The sequence below is a fragment of the Proteus sp. G2673 genome, assembly GCF_009915125.1.
Taxonomy (GTDB): Bacteria; Pseudomonadota; Gammaproteobacteria; order Enterobacterales; family Enterobacteriaceae; genus Proteus; species Proteus penneri.
On record NZ_JAABLT010000024.1, the window covers coordinates 292,053 to 311,242 of the forward strand.

Consider the following 19,190-nt stretch of genomic DNA (forward strand, 5'->3'; position numbering starts at 1 on the left):
GGCTTAGGAGAAACTTATGTTTGGTAATTTAGGGCAAGCTGGTAAATATCTAGGACAAGCAGCACGTATGCTAATAGGTATTCCTGATTACGATAATTATGTGCAGCATATGAAAGATAACCATCCAGATAAGCCTGTTATGACCTATAACGAGTTTTTCCGTGAACGTCAGGAAGCCCGTTATGGCGGTGGTGATGGTAAAGGCGGTTTTCGCTGTTGCTAATGATCCGTAAAGGAGATAAATGATGGAACCTATTGCAGTGACAATACTGACCGGTTTTTTAGGTTCAGGTAAAACAACACTTTTACGCCATATGCTTAATGAAGAGCATGGATATAAAATTGCCGTTATTGAAAATGAATTTGGTGAAGTACCTATCGATGATGAAATCATTGGTGATAGAGCCACTCAAATTAAAACACTGACCAATGGTTGTATTTGTTGTAGTAAATCGAATGAATTAGAAAACACGCTATTAGACTTATGTGACAGTCTAGATCGCGGTGAAATTGAGTTTGATAGATTAGTTATTGAATGTACTGGCATGGCTGATCCTGGTCCTATTAGCCAAACTTTCTTTTCTCATGAGATCATCTGCCAGCGCTACTTATTAGATGGCATTATCACACTTGTTGATAATGTTCATGCTCAGCAACAACTGGATCAATTTACGATTGCACAATCACAAATTGGTTATGCTGACCGGATTCTGTTAACAAAAACAGATATCACTCCAGCCTCTCCTGAATTAATGGCACGATTAAGACGTATTAATGCCAGAGCACCTGTACATACCGTTATTCATGGACAAGTTGATTTAGGACTCCTGTTTAACGTAAAGGGTTTTATGTTGAACGATAATCTTGATGTAAAACAGCCCCTGTTTCGTTATCAGGCAGAAAAGCAAGATGATATCAATTCGATTGTGTTAACTTTTGACTATCCCGTTGAGTTACAAGAAGTTTCAGACGTAATGGAAAAATTATTATTAAGCTTTGCTGATAATCTTTTACGTTATAAAGGGATATTAAATATTAAAGATCAACCTAATCGCTTGTTATTCCAAGGTGTACAACGCCTTTATAGTGCGGATTGGGATAGACCGTGGCATGAAGATGAAACTCGTCAAAGCACATTGGTCTTTATTGGTATTCAATTACCAGAAGATGAGATAAGAGCTAGTTTTGATGCATTAATGCCAAGTACGCAAGAAAATGCACATTAACCCAATACCCTGTAGTGAGTGTTAGAGAGTAGTACGAAGTAAGTAGTAGAAGTAACCGTAGTATAGTCGTAAATAGCAGTAACGAATATTGATAAGCTCCTGACTTGAGGAGGATCCTGTTCCTAGGATCTTATGTTTCACCCCATAATAACCAACATTATGGGGTGTTTTTTTAAATGCTCAAATTAGCCATTAGCAACGGCTTTATATTCCATGATCTCAATAATTTGAACATCAGTATGTTGCATTGCACGGCTTGCTAGTGCACATAGATTTTCAATTGTAGAATCAACATCATGAGCGACAATACCATCATTACCTGTCACATAGGTGTTGTCTAGCGCCATTAACACAGCTTTATAAGCTGCGCTTGCTCCGGTTGAGACTTTCATCGCACAGCTATTAGAAGCGCCATCACAGATCACACCGCTGATATCACCAATCATGCTACTAATTGCCATAGCCATGGATTCATAGCGTTCATCCATTAGCCATGCAATTGCCCCAGCCGCGCCCATTGATGCTGTTGTTGCCGCGCATAATGCAGATAGAGCAGGGAATTTATGGTGAATATAGATAGCCAGTAAATGAGAAAGCATTAATGCTCTTGCCATTTTTTCTTCGCCAACTTGTAAATATTCAGCAACTACGACAACCGGCATCGTTGCGGCAATCCCTTGGTTACCAGAGCCAGAGTTACTCATTGCGGGTAAAACAGCCCCCCCCATACGTGCATCAGATGCAGCAGATGTACGGATCATGATTTCTGATAATAAATCTTTTGCTAATAAACCACGCTGTTGTTGGCGTTGCAAAGTTTGCCCAATATGTAAACCATAAGTATTGTTCAAACCTTCTTTTGATAATGCATCATTTAAGTGCGCTGACTCAAGAATAAAAGAAATTTCTTCTACAGGTATTTGGGTCACAAACTGGTAAATTTCTTGAGTATTGGTTTGGGTTAACGTTTCTTTTATTTCGCAAGGCGATGCTGATTGTTCTGCACCATCACAAGTGTTATCAAGAACAACTTTACCATTATGAATGATTTTAACGATATTGGTGTGATTGCCCGCAATAATGACTGTTGCACTGTTTTCGCCATCTTCAACAGTCACTTCGCTATATAGAACTTCTTTGCACGCTTTTTTAATCGAAACATTTACAATGCCAGCAGCTAATAGTGCTTTACTTTGCTCAATGTGTTCTGGTGTTGCATTCTTTAATACTTCAAGACCTGCTTCACAATCACCACCTACAGCACCTAAGCTTGCGGCAATAGATAATCCCACCATACCCGTGCCTGGTACGGTTACGCCCATACCATTTTTCATTAAATTAGGAGAGACTTCTGCACTAATGCGGGTAATAGCATGTTGTAAGTAACTTGCAGCTGTTGCAGCTGCTAATGCAAGCGAAATAGGTTCTGTACAACCTAAAGCGGGTTTTACTTGTTGTTTAACTGCCGCTATTAATATTTTCCAACGAGCAGATAATTGTTCTTTCATTGCATGCATCCAATAAACAGTGTGAGAATTCAAAGAGATATTCTATTTTTAATATCAACATCATACTGAATTTATTGGAGAAAGTTTTTTCTGAATTTACTATCACTATAAAAAATTTTAGAAAATATTACCCTTTAAGGCTTTTATATTGGTATTTTTTTCCACACAAAGTGAAGGCAATCATTTTGACTTATTAATGTAATTTATCAGCAAAAGAGATGATGGTTTGTATCCAAAGATATAAATAAGAGGGGATGAAAAATGCAGGTGAATAAGATAATTTAAGACATTAACGGTGAAGTAAAATAAAAAGGCAATAGAATGAATACACAATTCTATTGCTAGTATAATTATCATACTTAATGTGGGCTAACTCAAAATAGTTAAAATAAATGGCAATGAGTGAGTGGGGTTAATATCATGTCATCATTTTAACGAAATAAATAATAGGCGTTTTATTTTCTGGTGTATAAGAATAATACCTTATTATTTTGTTAATATTTTCATTGACTTATTTGTTTTATTTCTATTTTAAAAGTGAGTATTAAATATATTTTTAATAAAATATAACTAATTTTTTATTTATAAAAATAACAATAAAATATCTCTTCCTATTTTTAATATGTTTATTATTTGAAAATAACCTGAAGCAACCAATATTGCTTCAGGTATATTTATCAATAATAGAAGATAGCAATAATAGCACTGTGGAATACAAAACCTACCATAAGCGGTATTGCCGTCCTTTTTACAACATCAAACGGTTGTAATTTTGCGCCACTAGATACAGCAATAATAACACCTGCCACTGGAGACATACCTCGGCCCATATGTGACGCTTGTTGCATTGGTAAAATCATCGCAATGGGGTTTACACCCATGCTATGGGCAATTTGTGGGATCAGTTCAACGAATGCAAGGAAAGGAGCATTACCTGACCCCATAATAATCGCGGCAGCTAATGTTACGATAGCGAAGACCAATGCCATTGCAAATGGTGGTAGGCCAACAGATTCTGCCATAACGATCAGGCTGTCTATTGCACCACTGACTTTAATACCATGGGCAAAAACACCTGCTGCGACTAATAATCCAACAACATTACTAAATGCAGAACCCATCCCTTTTAAGAAATGCTGGAAGCCCGCACATACTGACTTAAAATCACGTAAACGTAATGTTTCAATCAGCATACAAATCGCCATTGAAATCAATACAATTGTGACGACATCAAGGTGAATACCTTCAACAAATAGGCTCGATGAACTTACTGCCATAATGATAGGTAACATTGGCAGTAAGGCATAAAAGCCGGGTACATTTTTATCACTCTTTACTTCTTCAGACAGTTTGCCTAATTGAGGTACAAATCCGGCTTTGCGGTCACAATGGCGCTGCCAGAAGATATGTGTAATACCAACCGCGAATACGGTAGCAATCGCCGCAGGTCCTTGGTAATAAAGCACATATTCAACAACGCCTAAGTCAACTGCCTTTGCACCACGAATAGCATCAATTGCCGTTGGGGTGTAAGCAACGCCTAATGAAGTTGCAATCACACCCGCAGCAGATGCGGGAGATAAACCAAGTCCTATCATAATTGGGAACATCGTACCCATTAATAGAACGGCCAACCCTGTTGCTGAAGGAATAGCAAGTTGCAAAATACTCGCGAGTAAAAAAGAGAAGAATAGCAACACGTAAGGTGAACGCATATTTTTCAATGGGCGAGTTGCAACACGTACAACGGCCTCATTGGCGCCAATATGATCCATATAATGCGCAAATCCCATTAATGCCATGATCATTAAACCCAGATCAGCAGCACGACTACTAAAGAGATCACGCATGACTTCAAAAGGATCTAGCCAGCCAATACCCGTTGTTTTGACATTTTTAGGAAGAATATCTCCCCAACCAAACACCATGGTTAGTGCCATTAAGGCTAAACCAGCAACGAATAAAACAGGCTCGGCTTTATATCCTTTCAAGATCATTCTAGCGACAATAACAACGACAATTAAGACCGCAAGAATTTGGATCATGCTTTAACTCCAGGTGCAAAGCGTTCAGCAGTAATTTTCACAACAGATTTTAAGACATCACTGGCAGCATAAAGCGATTTAACTGGCAGATATTCATAAATAGAGTGGAAGTTATGCGCACCTGTAAATATATTCGGGCAAGGTAAGCCATTTTGAGAAAGGGCTGCGCCATCATAACCACCACGCATTGGAATTGGGCGAGGAGTAATACCATTCGCTTCATAAGCCGCTACAGCGATATCGATAGGGTAGCGATTATCACCTTGTAGGCTATTAAACACGTTGGCATAACGGTCAGCGAGTTTACAAGTAACGGAGCCTTCGCCCCATAAACCTTCGCAATAATTTGAAAGTTGTTTTAAAAATGCCATGCGATGCGCATAACCTGCTTCGGTAAAATCACGTACATCCATTTTTAATACGGTACGCGCACTATTACCGGCTAACTGTTTAACCCAATAATAACCTTCACGGCCTTCGGTATATTCAGGCGCTTCACCACCCGGTAACATTGCAACAAACTTGTGCGCCATTAACAGTGAATTTTTTAATTTACCTTTTGCTGACATTGGGTGAGCAGATGCGCCAGTAAAGGTGATTTCAACATCGCCTGCATTCCAGTTTTCATACACTAATTCACCAATACCACAGCAATCTAAGGTATAGGCAAAATCAGCACCAAATTCTTTAGTATCAAAGACTTTTGCACCACGTAAACCTTGTTCTTCATCAGGAACAAAACCAATTTTAACTGTTCCGTGTTTAATTTCGGGGTGCTGTTTAAAGTACTGCAACATATCCATAATAGAAGCGATAGCGGCTTTATCGTCAGCACCTAATAAGCTAGTACCATCGGTTACGATAATATCGTCACCAATATAGTTTTCTAATTCAGGGAATTCACTCTGACGTAAAAAGATCTCAAGTTCTTTATTTAAGCAAAGATCGCCACCTTTATAAGGTAGAATTTGTGCTTTAGTATCATTAGTTTGTTCAGCACTAGTGTCTAAATGACCAAAAAAGGCAACGGTTGGAACTTCATAATCAAGGTTTGAAGGAAGTGTTGCGGTAACAATGGCGGTATCTCGAATTTTAATATCTTCAACACCTAACGCTTTTAACTCTTCAACCAATTGTAGTGCAAGCACTCGCTGACCTTCTGACGAAGGCATAATGCCAGCAGCGCCATTTTCCCTATTAGTGGTGGTGTTAACTTTTGTATAAGAAATAAACCGTTCAACGAGATTCATAACAAGACTCCATTGTGTTTGATTTTTTGTATTCTCTCTATTAAAGCTTAGTTGTCTCATTTATTGGAAAGGGCAACACCTACTTTTACCATAAAAAAAACAATATGGAATTATAGAAAAAGTATTATTTTTACAATAAAAATTTAATGTTGATGATTATTTAATTTTTGGTTTTTTATTTATTAAAAAAAATCATGCTTTGTATTGGGAGGGGTATTTTTGTTACTTTGTTGTTTCTATTTTTAATAAAGATAATCATAAAAAATCAATTTATCTATAGTTATATCTTTATCATAATTAATATATTTTATTTAAAATGATTAGAGTCTTTTCTGAAAATTAAGGACATTTATTAAAAAATATCAAATAAAAGTGATAGATGGAAAAAAAAGCGAGGATAAAATATCATTTATAAATAACTTAACGTAAATTTTAAAATGATGGATATTATCAATGAAGTCAGAGAAAAAACACGTTTTATTACTAATAAATTAGACTCTATAAATGAAAAAATAAAATTATCTATTTCTAAATTATCTATTAAAATAAAGAATTCAATAAATGAATTCATTTATCAGAATAGTTATGAAAATAAAATTAGATTTGATAAAAAGACTACATTTTTAAAATCTAAACAGTTAATCATTCGAAATCAAGAAGAAACTAATGTAATTAATGAAGAAATAGATGCTAATATTACAAATAATAAAGAAAATCTTTTAAAAGAAAAGTGGGAAATTTTGAATAATATTGAACTTCCAAATGGAGATTTAATTCCAATTGACAAGGCTATTAATAATATTCATTTAAGTAAACAAGATAGTATATTGAAAAGCAAATTATCACTAATTGATTATATTACAGATATACAGTTCAAATCATCAGTAAATAATAGAATGAAGTCTTCGAGTGAATTCAATGGTCATTTGAATTCATCTAATTTAGATAATAAAAATGAATCTGCTTATGTAAAATTTGGTGGTTATGAAAATGTATCTCATTTAGATAATAAAAATGAATCTGCTTATGTAAAATTTGGTGGTTATGAAAATGTATCTCATTTAGATAATAAAAATGAATCTGATTATGTAGAATTTGATGGTTATGAAAATATATCTCATTTAGATAATAAAAATGAATCTGATTATGTAGAATTTGATGGTGATGAAAATATATCTAATTTAGATAGTAAAAATAAATCTAATAATGTGGAACTTGATGGTGATGAAAATACATCTAATTTGAAATCTAATAATATGAATGACGGTTATTTAATAATGACTAAGCCAAAAAGTACCAGTGAAAATATGGGCGATAAATTTAATCCTAATGTCATTAAAAATGAAATTCTCTCTGAAAAAGAAGATTTTAAGTCTTTCTTGCTTGAAATTACAAAAAATATTTCATTGTTAGATAGGTTATCCGATGGGGAGAATAGTTATGGGTATGTATTTCTTGCTAAAGTTGCTAATTATTTAGAAGATTACAATAAATATAAAGAACAGAAAAAAATAGATTATTTTAATAAAGAGAATTATTTAAAAAAAATGGAAACCTCAGGTTATTTTTTTAATTTAAATAAAAGAATTAATAATATTATTTATTTGCAATATTTTAAAAAAGAACAAAGTACTCATGAAAATGGTGTTGTAGACAAAATTACTGTCACAGCTAACAATACTTTAAATGAAGTTGAAAAGTTAAAATAGGCAGAGAGGCCGAAAAAAGCTTTTGATGCGCATAATAAATTAAATAAAAATAATATTTTAAATGTATAGTGTTGTTCATAATAAATGGCAGATAAATGAGAAAAGGATTTAGTACAATCTATGATAGAGAAGGTTTAAGTAGAGATCTCCTGTTAAAGCCTGATAATGATTTATCAGGCTTTTTAAGATTAAATATCCAAACGTTTAGCTTGCCATTTACGAGAGCGCCAACGCCATGCGTTAGTTAATCCACGTAGCCATTCATCACAAAGGAAACCAATCCAGATACCAATTAATCCCATTTCCATCTTAATACCAAGGAAATAACCGACAGGGATCGCAATACCCCACATAAAGCAAATTGCTGTCATCAGCGGGAATTTAGCATCGCCTGCAGCACGTAAGGCATTTACCATAACGATATTAAAAGTACGCCCTGGCTCTAAGAAGACAGACAAAATAAATAGAGGAATTAATTGGTCAATAATGCGTTGATCTTCTGTAATGGAATACAAAATAGGATCACGCATAAACCAATAAACAATCACGACTCCGATGGTAAATATCACACCCGTTTTTAAGCTTTTCCAGCCTCTAGTAAAAGCATCATCAAAGCGTTTAGCACCAACTAAGTGACCCACTAATATTTCATTACCAATACTAATCGCAATACCAAAAAGCATTAAAAATAATGACAGTTGGAAATAGAGAGTCTGTGCTGCAAGAGGGACTTCGCCCATTAATCCAATAAAGGCTGATGCAGTCATATAATGTAAAATCCAAACCAAGTTTTCTCCCGCTGCGGGTAAACCGATATGTAGGATTTTCCCTAACATATTTTTAGACCACACGACGAGTTGTTTGGCTTCGAATTTAATACGCAAACCGTAGAATAGTAATCCACACAGTAAGATAACAGCAATAATACGGCCGACAACGGTTGACCAAGCAACGCCGACTAATCCGTATTGTGGTAAGCCAAAAAAGCCATAAAGCACAATCATATTACCAATAACAGTAATAATATTGGCGATCAATGTGACATACATGGCAGCTTTAGACTTGCCATAAACTCTCAGACAAGCGGCAAGAATAATTGAAATAGCCTCAGGAATAAGGCAAATACCAATAATATGTAGGTAGTTGTAGCCATCTTGCACTAAATGCTCAGGCGTATTCATAATATGTAGAATATTGTAGCCAAAGAAAAGAATGATTAAAGCACTACTAATGCCAAGTAACGCGTTAAAAGCGATAGAAATATGAATTGCTTGGCTGGCTTTTTCTTTTTTACCTGCGCCTAAGTATTGGGCAATAACGACGCTACATCCCACACTAATAAAGCTAAAAATGGTGATAAAAAGATCAAAAACTTGGTTACCAACGCCCATGGCGGCTAAGTAAGCGGTGGAAACGTGGCTTACCATGTAAGTATTAATTAATAGTGTGGCTAGATGTAGAAAAATATCTATAAATATTGGCCAACTAAGGGAAAAAAGTGAGCGATCCGCTACATCAGACTGATGCATTGAAAACCTTCTTAAACACAGAGTGAAATCGATATTATTAATAAAACGCGTAGGAAGATAAGAGATTCTACAAGGTTTATTTATAAGGTAATAGTGCAAATAATGTTTATCTGGCAAAAAAGATATATATATGGTTTATTCATTGATAACTAATCACTATTATCATTAAGTGATGATTAACGTTAAAGTCAGGGGAATTAATGAATACTAAAATAAAAGTGGCTATTGTTGGCTATGGCAATATTGGTCGATTTGCATTAGAAGCAGTTCAAGCTGCTCAAGATTTTGAATTAATGGGGGTTGTTCGTCGTGATATCAATAATATTCCAGAAGAACTGCAAAATATTACCGTGACTAACGATATTAAAACATTAGGTAATGTTGATGTTGCTCTCTTATGTTCACCGACTCGTGCAATTAAAGAATTAGCTAAATCTATTCTAAGTTTAGGCATTAATACAGTAGATAGTTTTGATGTTCACAGTGAAATTGTGTCATTAAAAACAGAACTAGATGACGTTGCAAAAAAACACGATCGTGTAGCGGTTATTTCAGCCGGCTGGGATCCGGGTTCAGATTCTATTATTCGTACGTTAATGTTAGCCATGGCACCAAAAGGGCTCACTTATACTAACTTTGGGCCTGGTATGAGCATGGGGCACAGTGTAGCAGCTAAAACGATTGATGGCGTAAAAGATGCGCTTTCAATGACTATTCCATTAGGGACGGGGGTTCATCGTCGTATGGTTTACGTGGAATTAGAAGCTGGAGCGAATTTTAATCAAGTAGAGCAAGCCATTAAAGCTGATAGCTATTTCTCTTCTGATGAAACCCATGTGAAGCAAGTCGATTGTGTTGATAGCTTAAAAGATGTTGGACATGGTGTTCATATGACTCATAAAGGTGTTTCAGGTAAAACGCATAATCAATTATTTGAATATTCAATGCGTATTAACAATCCTGCATTGACATCTCAATTTATGGTCTCAGCAGCAAGAGCTAGTATGAAGCAACGTGCGGGTGCATATACGGTTATTGAGATCCCACCTGTTGATTTCTTAGCGGGTGATTTAAATACATTGATTGCAAAATTGGTCTAATTTTCATTAGTACTTTCTGCATAAAATATTGCCCACATAATGTGGGCAATATAGGTTAACGCTTAGGCAAACTTGATGATTTTGAATTAGCGTTTAATATTTTTAAATTCTTTGGTCGTTGCGGTTAATGCCACTTCTGTTGGTAAACGTTCCATTGAACTTGCACCATAGAAGCCGTGACAATCAGGGCAATTATCTAAGATATATTGTGCATCTTCTGGCGTTGCAATTGGGCCACCATGACAAAGCACAATGACATCAGAACGTACAGCTTTTGCCGCTTTGGCCCAGTCATTAATTAAAGGAACACAGTCCGCTAATGTTAATGCTGTTTCAGCACCAATATTACCACCCGTAGTTAATCCCATATGTGGCACAATAATATCAGCACCCGCCTCAGTCATTGCAATGGCATCTTCACGACTAAACACATAAGGTGTGGTTAGTAGATCTTTTTCGTGAGCTTGGCGGATCATATCTACTTCAAGCCCATAACCCATACCTGTTTCTTCTAGATTTGCGCGGAAATTGCCATCAATTAAGCCAACAGTTGGGAAATTCTGTACGCCAGCAAAGCCTGTTGCTTTAACTTCATCTAAGAATTTATCAAAGTTACAGAAAGGATCTGTACCATTAACGCCAGCAAGTACAGGTGTATGTTTAACAACAGGTAATACTTCTTTTGCCATATCCATAACGATCTCATTAGCGTTACCATAAGCTAATAAACCCGCTAAAGAACCACGGCCAGCCATACGATAACGACCAGAGTTATAAATAACGATAAGGTCAATACCACCGGCTTCTTCACACTTAGCTGAGAGCCCTGTACCTGCACCACCGCCAATAATTGGTTCGTGGCGTGCAATCATTTCATTGAATTTTTTTAGTAATGTTTCACGTGAATGAGTCATTCTTCTTTCTCCGTGGTTAACAAATAAGTTCCTGGTGTAAATCATAAATTTGCTGAGTAAATTCAGCAGAGTTTATGTGATAAGGACTGATGACTAATTGACGAGTCTCTGTCTCTTTAAATGTTGTTATAAATGCATCAAAAAACGCTTGGTTTGCTTTTGGATCCCAAAAAGGACCCCCTTTAATATCCAGAGCTGAAAAACCGCCCTGTGGTAATACAAACCGCAAAGGTCCTTCACACTGATTCATTTTTTCAGCGATCCAAATACCTAATTGACGGTTTTCCTCTGGTGTTGTACGCATTAAGGTGACTTGCGCATTGTGGTGATAAAATTGACGCCCTCTATATTTCTCAGGAACACTAGACGGGCGACCAAAATTCACCATATCTAATGCACCGCAAGAACCTATATAAGGGGTTTTGGTACGGGCGATTGCACCAAAACGGTCTTCATCACAAGCAAGCACACCGTCAAACAAGTAATCACAGACTTCGGTTGTTGTCAGATCGAGCACGCTATGAAGTAAGTGACCATCTGCCAGTTTTTCCATGGCTTTGCCGCCACTTCCTGTTGCGTGAAAAACAAGGCAGTCATAATTATTTTCGAGTTTTTGTGTAAGCTGTTGTACACAAGGCGTCGTTACACCAAACATTGTTAATGCAACAGCCGGTTTATCAACAACTTGTTCTTCTTGGTAAAAATAAACAGCGCCGGCGATTTGGTTCGCTGCATTTCTTAAAACTTTACGAGAAATGCGATTTAAGCCGGATACATCTGTGACGGAGTACATCATTGAGATATCACTTGCACCGATATAGCCTGAAATATCGCCAGACGCCATCGTTGATACCATCAATTTAGGTACGCCAATTGGCAGAGATTGCATTGCTGGTGTAATCAGTGCCGTTCCCCCTGAGCCGCCTAGTCCAAGAATGGCTAAGACATCATCACAGTGGGTTAAATAGTGTTCAAATGCGATTGACATCGCTTCTATTGCTTTCCCTCTATCGCCACAAAATACCGCTTCTGGGCCATTTGGGTGAAAGCGTGCAACTTCTAGGGCGGTGACATCAGCTTCTCTTGCTAATGCCGTGGGTTTGGTTGTCAAGTCAACGGTTTTAACAGGAAGGCCTGCTTTTTTAATTAAATCACTGACATAAAAAATCTCAGCACTTTTAGTATCAAGCGTTGTGGCAATATAAATAGAACCAGCATACTGTTTCATAAGCCTTCCCATACCTTTTATGATTATCGACGAATAGATTATAATCATAATGAGACTCGAGTTTCATTTATCATAGCACCGTTTTGAGACTCTTGTCTCATTATTTTTGTTTTTTGTACATTAGAGGTCGATAAGATGTGATTAATCACCTAAAGTAAACGTCAAATATTGTGAATATTTAGCTTAAGATAAGCTTGGCACATAAAAGTGTAGAAATAACGAAGGATCTTCTATGAGTTACAGTGATGAAACGGATGCAATGTCCGGTACACGAAAAAGAACCCATCAATTATTGGTGACAACGGCGTTGGGACTTTTTGAGCAAGGAATGCTACCGACAGTGTCAGAATTAGCCGCACATGCAGGTGTTTCGAGGGCAACTGCATATCGTTATTTTCCCACACAAAGTGATTTAATTAGTGCCACTGTTGATGCAAGTTTAGCGCCGATCATTGCATGGACACCCACTCCTGAAGATAATACGCAACAACGCATTACTGAGTTGCTCAATCTTGCCTATCCACAAATGTTTAAACATGAAGGTGCATTGCGTGGTGCATTGCAAGTCTCATTACAACAATGGGCAAAAGAGAGACAATCAAGTGAATATGCAGAAAAACGATTTATTCGCGGTCATCGTAAAGAGATTTTACTCAAAGTTATTGAACCATTAAAATCACACTATCCTCAAGAAATGTGGGATAAGGTGATTAAATCGTTCTCTTTAATTTACGGGTCTGAAGTCTTTTTGGTAATGAAAGATATCTGGAAAATGGATGATCAACAGGTCATTGATATGACTCAATGGATGGCAAAAGCTATTCTAAATCAGGCAAAATCTGATTATCCTGCAGATAACGATTAATTATTTGAATAAATCAGTTAAAATTGTATAAATCATTTACGTTTTAGCTATTGCAGGGATCGTTATGTCACACAAAACAGAAGACCAAGAGTGGCTGGTAGAACAACTACAATTTATTGCACAAGGCATTGGTAAAACATTATCGCCTTTTTGTGAAGTTGTACTTCATGATCTAACTGATAGTGAAAATACCATTATGGTCATTGAAAATAATCTATCAGGTCGAAAAGTAGGGGATAGAGCAACAGAATTGGGAATGGCGCGTATTGAATCGTCGGACTTTCCTCAGATTGTGGCAAATTACCCGAATCAATTTCCTGACGGTAGAACCGCAAAAAGTACCTCTATTGGTATTAAAGACAAACAAGGCAATTATGTTGCAGCGTTATGCTTGAATATTGATATTTCAATGATCAAAGGATTACAAATGGTGCTTAACCAATTTGCAACCCTTGAAGAAGGTAATGACATTATTGAAACCTTTAGTTCAGTGACGGAAGATTCGCTGAAAAAACGTATTGATGAGTTTTCTGCGACTTATTCAGTCACACCAAGAGCGCTAAAACCGCATCAAAGGCGCGAGTTGTTACTCTGTTTACAGGATGAAGGTTATCTTTCACTGCGTAAAGCAATGGAAATTACCGCACAATACCTCGGTGTTTCAAGAGCTACGGTGTATAACGATTTAAAAGAATGATTAAGAAATAAATTATTTTTAAATTCCAGCGGAATATAAATTAGTAAACTAAAAAAAGATATCACTTATTGATATCTTTTTTTTACTTCTATGCTTAATTATAAATTATATATACTTTTTTTATTGAATGTGATTGGTTTATTATTATTGTGCGATTTTTTATAAACTTAAAAAAATAAGCGGAATAGACTATCTATAATTATTCTTAAATGAGGCATTAAAAAATGGACATTTCTAAAATAACAAGTGAGTTTAATGCTAATATCAGTAATGTAAAGACTAAACTCAATAAGAAATGGATTAATTTAAAAAGTTTAAAATCTATTAAAAATACAAATTTAACAATTAATTATAGTTATAATAATAAAGGTCAACATATACCTTTATTGCCTATTTTTGAATATATAGATGCATGTACCAATTTATTAAATAAGACTCGGGAGAGCCAATTAGTATCTAAAGAGAGTAACTTGAGTAAATTTGATGATTTAGCTAAAGAATTGCAAGAATTAGCTAATGATAATAAAGAAGATCAACCCATTGAAGAAGAAAATAAACTCCCTAATTGGATTACTAACTCAGGAAAAGAAGCGCTAAATACAAATCAAAAAATTTATTTTAAAACAGAGAAGACAAGAAGTTTTAAAAACTTATTAATCTCCTTTATTTCCCCATTTAAATTTATAAATAGATCATTATTACCTGTAAAAATAAATTTTAAAAATAAAGATGTAAATAAAGCATTAAGTGAATTTAAATTTGATAATGCATTAAATGGTAAAGATGTTTTTAGTGATTTTTCTAATAAATTAAATAATCTAAATAAAACATTTACTGATAATGTTAATCAGATCATAACTAAAAAAATAAATAACCATAAGAAAATAGATGTTATGATTAAATATCAAACTTTAGAAAAGGCTTTGGAATGTAAGCTTATTAATGATATTAAATTGATAAAAAATGAATTAAAAGCTGATTTAGCTAAGAATAAATTCCAAGAAAACTATTATGATTTGCCTGATAATATAGTGAGTAAATTAAATTTTATTGTTATTTCAAATATAGATGAATTGTTTTCTTCTAATACAATTGATGATTTGAAAAATTTAATAAAAGAAAAAGTTAAGTTTCATGATAAGGATGTAAAACTTGGGGAGGGGGTTGATAATATTTTCGATTCTATTTTTAATGAAAAAAATAAATTAGCAATGAATCAAAATTTCGATGGTAATTTAAACGATGCTAAAAAAGAATTGTCTTTAAATATAACAAAAGCGTTATTTAACTACTTATCAAAAAATGAAAAGTTTATTGGTGAAGAAGAGTCTCTTTCTAAGGTAGACAACTTAATAAGAATGGTAAGTAAAGATATTTATAAAAACATGTGGGAGCCAACGGAGAAAATAATAAATTCTCTCAATAATAGTTTTTATGAAAACATAAAGAAAAATGATAATGGAAATAATCTTTTTTATCGATTATTTAAAAATTCAAGTAATAACATTAATTATAAATGGGCGCAAGATGCTATTGTTTTATTAATTAGCTATGAAACTTTTGAAAATAAAAAAAATGTAACAACTGATTACTATAATCAAGGTGTAGTGAAAGAAGGGGGTAATGGTACTATTAATACACAAAACACAGTAGTAGAAAACAAACTAAAAGGAGTTTTTAGTCGACTAGGGTTAAGTATTGATGATTTAGATAAATCGAAAGATGAAGTACTTAGAAAATACTTTTCAAATTATTTTGAACATATATGATTTTTTTATTAAATCATTTTTTATTTTCATGGTTAATAATTAATTTGTATATAACTTATATAGGCGAATAATCTATGATTATTAAACAAAATATATTTGAACAAAATATTTTATTTTTAAATAAACAACATTCTTTTCCCAAAAAAGAATGTTATATTTTTACAAAAAATATAAGCAAGATAAAGAATACCCCTGTTGCACCTTCTTTTGCTAAGAGATTTATTCATGGGGTAATTTCTCTATTCCATAAATTAGAGATTTTCTTTCTTATAAAGGATATAAAAAATAATAAACTGTCTGGTGTCGTTGATATAAATCAATATAGTAATATTTTTAATGAAATAGATAAAAAAAACACTGAAATATATAGTTTAATAAAAGATAAGGAAGGAATAAAATATAAAAATTTAAATGCTATAAATAAAATAATTTCTCATGCAAATGATAAGTTTGATTTTTACAGTTTCTGTGATTATTTAACTGAAGTAAAAAGAGCTAAAGATTTTTTCTCAGGACTAGATGATATAAAGAATGAAGACTCTAACAATAAATTAATTGTAGAGTGTTTAAATGAAATTATGAAGCTTAGAATAAGCTCAATAGATGATGAAAGTATAAAAAATATTTTTAAATTAATATTTTTAAAATTTAAATTTGAAAATATTCATTTAAATAAAAAGTATGACTTTATGAGTAACTTTTCAACGGAAAAAGAAAGAGATAATTTTATAAAATCAATGAATTTTTTACTTATAAGTATTGAAGAAGTTCAATTGTTTGATAAGTTTGATAATAATATAAAAAATGAAGTGGAAAATAAATTATCAGCTATTATGATGATAGCACTTAATAAAAATATGGGTAGTGAATATTACTTTAATGACTTAATGCAAGAATGGATAGGGAAATATATTAGTGATAACCATAATACGATAAAAACAAATACGATAGTAGATACAGGTAAGCAAATAGATACATATATAATTAATGATGTAGCTGGGGAAAGTGAAAATGAAGATTTGAATACATTATTGAATTATGATTTTTTTTTAAAAATGGACGAAGAATTAGAAAAGGAAATAGACGAGGGAGTAAAAATAGACGAGGAAGTAAAAATAGACGAGGAAGTAGAAATAGACGAGGGAGTAGAAAAAGAAATAGACAAGGGAGTAGAAAAAAAAATAGACAAAGAAGTAGAAGAGGAAAATAGAATCAAAAAAAAGGCAGAGGAAGAAGCAGATAAACTAATTAGCGAAATAAAAGTAAATGTAGAAAAGGAATTAAAGTTAATAATTGATAAGTTAGAAAGTAAACATAATGAAGAAGATATTATTAATATATTAATTGAATATTCCAATGATTCGGAAAATAAAATTTCAAATATTATTTCATCTATGGATGAAATAGTGAAAAAACACAATGAAATTAATTTGATAGAGGAGGAAATTAAGGAGATTTTATCTGGTGATGATAAGAAAGTAAACACGGATTTTGATATTCATGCAAATGAAGCACAAGAAATAATGACCTCTATGCATAATATTTTAGCTTCTATAAACCAGTTAAAAGAGAGAGGTAATGCAGAAGCTGATGAAAGTGATTCTTATAATGAAATAAAAGATCTTTTAACTAAATTAAAAGAAAATATAAATAAAAAAAATGAAATTGATGAAAGCTATGAATTGCCAATAAAAAATAATATAAAAGAGCTAATGAATGAATTTGAAATTTCCATTTCAAAGATGGAGGAATTGCTTTTAGATGATGATCTAATTAAATTAGATAACACATCGAAAAGTGAGAATGTTTTAAAAAATAATATCTCTGAGTTAAATCAATTAGAACCGATGAAAGAAAAGATTAATGAATCTGTTCCAGAAGAACCAATGTCAATAATTTTTGACGAAAGTTATTCTAAAATAGATAATTCAGTTTCATCATTGATGGAAAAAATAAATAAAGAAATTAATAGAGAAGTGTTAGATAAAAAAGACACCTATAGTTATAGTATTAGTTCAGGCTTTGAATTTGTAAATAAAGTAAGAGAGAAAATGGAGGAAAATAGAAAATCAAGAAGTACGAGAAATAATCTTATAAAAAATAAAGTATTAGATAAAATTATAAATGATTTTATGGGAAATAATATTGGCAAAAAGTATGATTTTGACTTTTTGAAAAGTGAAATTGAAAGGGTTGAAAAAAGAAATAAAGAGAGTAAAGAGTCATTAGACAATGAAAGAAAAATATCGATAATAGAAAGTAAAATAGAGAACGCTAAGGATTTAAAATTCAATGAAAACAAATCAAAAGATAAAATAGCTTCAATTGGTGAATCCTCAATAAATTTAAATATAGGTGAAAACTCAAATGAAGTTAATATCGATAATGGAGGGGATTTTCAATCTAATATTATTTTTGAAAGTAATCTGGATGACATCTACTTTGATGATTATAAAAATATGAAATATTTTAAAATAGAAAGTCCCTTTATAATTTTTGAGTTTAATAAAAGTGAAAATAATAATGCAAAAATTAAATTTAACTATTCTAATAGTAAGGTTTTCTATTCTGGGTTAAATTTAAAAAGTAAAGAAATAAAATGTAATAATTTTTTAATTAAAGACTATATAAATAGTGAAGTTGGAAAAAATATAAATGAGTTTATTAATGCTAAAATAACGAAAAGTGAAAAACTAGTAGATAAAAAAACATCCGATAATTTTAAGATGGCAATAAATAGCATAGTAATTGAGATTAATAGAGATCTAAAAAATAAGAGTAATGAAAAAAATAAGAGTAATGAAAAAAATAAGAGTAAGAAAAAAAGTAATAGTAAGAAAAAATAAAAAATAATTATAAATCTTTCCTTAAGTGATATTTTTTATCACTAATTGGGTAGTTTTCTAGCATGCCAAATATTTCAAACCCCTGCTTTTGATAAAAAGGCAGGGCTTGAAAGCTAAAGGTATCCACTTCTGCATATTTGGCGCCTTTCTCTTTTGCGGCAAGTTCCATTGCTTGCAGTAATTCTGTTCCTATATCTTTTCCACGATAGGCTTTATCTACCCATAAATAACGAATGCGTAGCCAATTTCCTAAAATATCTCCTGTGATCCCACCTATTTTTTTACCGCTCTCTTCCTTAAAAACGGCAAGTGGTGTGTATTGTTCTATCTGAATATAGTGAAGATTGTGGGTTAGCAATCCTTCATAAATCTCATTGTTCTCATTCGATGTTGGGTTTGTGGTGATCTTTAACGACATATTTGGCTCTTAATATTAAGAAAAATAATAATTACATTATCACTATTTGGTTATTAAATATTTATACAAGTGCTAGGATGGAAACA

The 19,190-nt window shown here is 33.0% G+C and carries 15 protein-coding genes; 8 read left to right on the plus strand and 7 right to left on the minus strand.

What is annotated here, in order from left to right; translation table 11 throughout:
* Positions 1–16: 16 nt before the first annotated feature.
* A complete protein-coding gene (locus tag GWI59_RS16325) occupies positions 17–223 on the plus strand; it encodes a YbdD/YjiX family protein (RefSeq protein ID WP_004245057.1) in 207 nt (68 codons plus the stop codon).
* A 22-nt stretch (positions 224–245) separates the two neighbouring features.
* Complete coding sequence (gene yjiA, locus GWI59_RS16330) at positions 246–1,226, plus strand: GTPase (protein ID WP_109399275.1); 981 nt, start codon at positions 246–248, stop codon at positions 1,224–1,226.
* A 185-nt stretch (positions 1,227–1,411) separates the two neighbouring features.
* On the opposite strand, the gene GWI59_RS16335 is transcribed toward yjiA, so the two are convergent.
* From GWI59_RS16335 to pepT, 3 genes are all read right to left on the minus strand, one after another.
* Positions 1,412–2,734 (minus strand): L-cysteine desulfidase family protein, encoded by a 1,323-nt coding sequence (locus tag GWI59_RS16335; RefSeq protein WP_161671069.1) that lies wholly within the window; start codon positions 2,732–2,734, stop codon positions 1,412–1,414.
* A 677-nt stretch (positions 2,735–3,411) separates the two neighbouring features.
* Positions 3,412–4,779, minus strand: coding sequence for a C4-dicarboxylate transporter DcuC (dcuC, locus tag GWI59_RS16340; protein ID WP_072063640.1), 1,368 nt, complete (start codon positions 4,777–4,779; stop codon positions 3,412–3,414).
* Positions 4,776–6,029 carry a peptidase T gene (gene pepT / locus GWI59_RS16345; protein WP_109847866.1) on the minus strand — a complete coding sequence of 418 codons (1,254 nt, stop codon included), beginning with the start codon at positions 6,027–6,029 and terminating at the stop codon, positions 4,776–4,778. The genes dcuC and pepT overlap by 4 nt, the downstream gene beginning before the upstream one ends.
* A gap of 437 nt (positions 6,030–6,466) precedes the next feature.
* On the opposite strand from pepT, the gene GWI59_RS16350 reads away from it, so the two are divergent.
* Entirely contained in the window at positions 6,467–7,738 is a 1,272-nt protein-coding gene (locus tag GWI59_RS16350; RefSeq protein ID WP_161725104.1) for a hypothetical protein, read from the plus strand.
* Between the two features lie 188 nt (positions 7,739–7,926).
* Here GWI59_RS16350 and GWI59_RS16355 read toward each other — a convergent pair whose 3' ends face one another.
* Positions 7,927–9,267 (minus strand): MATE family efflux transporter, encoded by a 1,341-nt coding sequence (locus tag GWI59_RS16355; RefSeq protein WP_109399270.1) that lies wholly within the window; start codon positions 9,265–9,267, stop codon positions 7,927–7,929.
* A gap of 200 nt (positions 9,268–9,467) precedes the next feature.
* Between GWI59_RS16355 and GWI59_RS16360 the strand changes: the two genes are divergently transcribed.
* A complete protein-coding gene (locus GWI59_RS16360; RefSeq protein ID WP_161671067.1) occupies positions 9,468–10,367 on the plus strand; it encodes a diaminopimelate dehydrogenase in 900 nt (299 codons plus the stop codon).
* Between the two features lie 86 nt (positions 10,368–10,453).
* Here the strand turns inward: GWI59_RS16360 and GWI59_RS16365 are convergent, their stop codons facing one another.
* Positions 10,454–11,281 (minus strand): phosphoenolpyruvate hydrolase family protein, encoded by an 828-nt coding sequence (locus GWI59_RS16365; RefSeq protein WP_072063635.1) that lies wholly within the window; start codon positions 11,279–11,281, stop codon positions 10,454–10,456.
* Between the two features lie 16 nt (positions 11,282–11,297).
* Entirely contained in the window at positions 11,298–12,509 is a 1,212-nt protein-coding gene (locus GWI59_RS16370) for a Tm-1-like ATP-binding domain-containing protein (RefSeq protein WP_109847863.1), read from the minus strand.
* A 232-nt stretch (positions 12,510–12,741) separates the two neighbouring features.
* On the opposite strand from GWI59_RS16370, the gene GWI59_RS16375 reads away from it, so the two are divergent.
* The 4 genes from GWI59_RS16375 (at position 12,742) to GWI59_RS16390 (ending at position 18,686) form a co-directional block, all read left to right on the plus strand.
* Positions 12,742–13,374 carry a TetR/AcrR family transcriptional regulator gene (locus GWI59_RS16375; protein WP_072063633.1) on the plus strand — a complete coding sequence of 211 codons (633 nt, stop codon included), beginning with the start codon at positions 12,742–12,744 and terminating at the stop codon, positions 13,372–13,374.
* 64 nt (positions 13,375–13,438) lie between these two features.
* Positions 13,439–14,071, plus strand: a complete 633-nt coding sequence (locus GWI59_RS16380) for a helix-turn-helix transcriptional regulator (RefSeq protein WP_006535016.1) — start codon at positions 13,439–13,441, stop codon at positions 14,069–14,071.
* A 224-nt stretch (positions 14,072–14,295) separates the two neighbouring features.
* Complete coding sequence (locus GWI59_RS16385; protein ID WP_161671066.1) at positions 14,296–15,840, plus strand: hypothetical protein; 1,545 nt, start codon at positions 14,296–14,298, stop codon at positions 15,838–15,840.
* 74 nt (positions 15,841–15,914) lie between these two features.
* A complete protein-coding gene (locus GWI59_RS16390; RefSeq protein ID WP_161725106.1) occupies positions 15,915–18,686 on the plus strand; it encodes a hypothetical protein in 2,772 nt (923 codons plus the stop codon).
* A gap of 7 nt (positions 18,687–18,693) precedes the next feature.
* Here the strand turns inward: GWI59_RS16390 and GWI59_RS16395 are convergent, their stop codons facing one another.
* Positions 18,694–19,104 (minus strand): GNAT family N-acetyltransferase, encoded by a 411-nt coding sequence (locus tag GWI59_RS16395; RefSeq protein WP_161725108.1) that lies wholly within the window; start codon positions 19,102–19,104, stop codon positions 18,694–18,696.
* Positions 19,105–19,190: the final 86 nt, after the last annotated feature.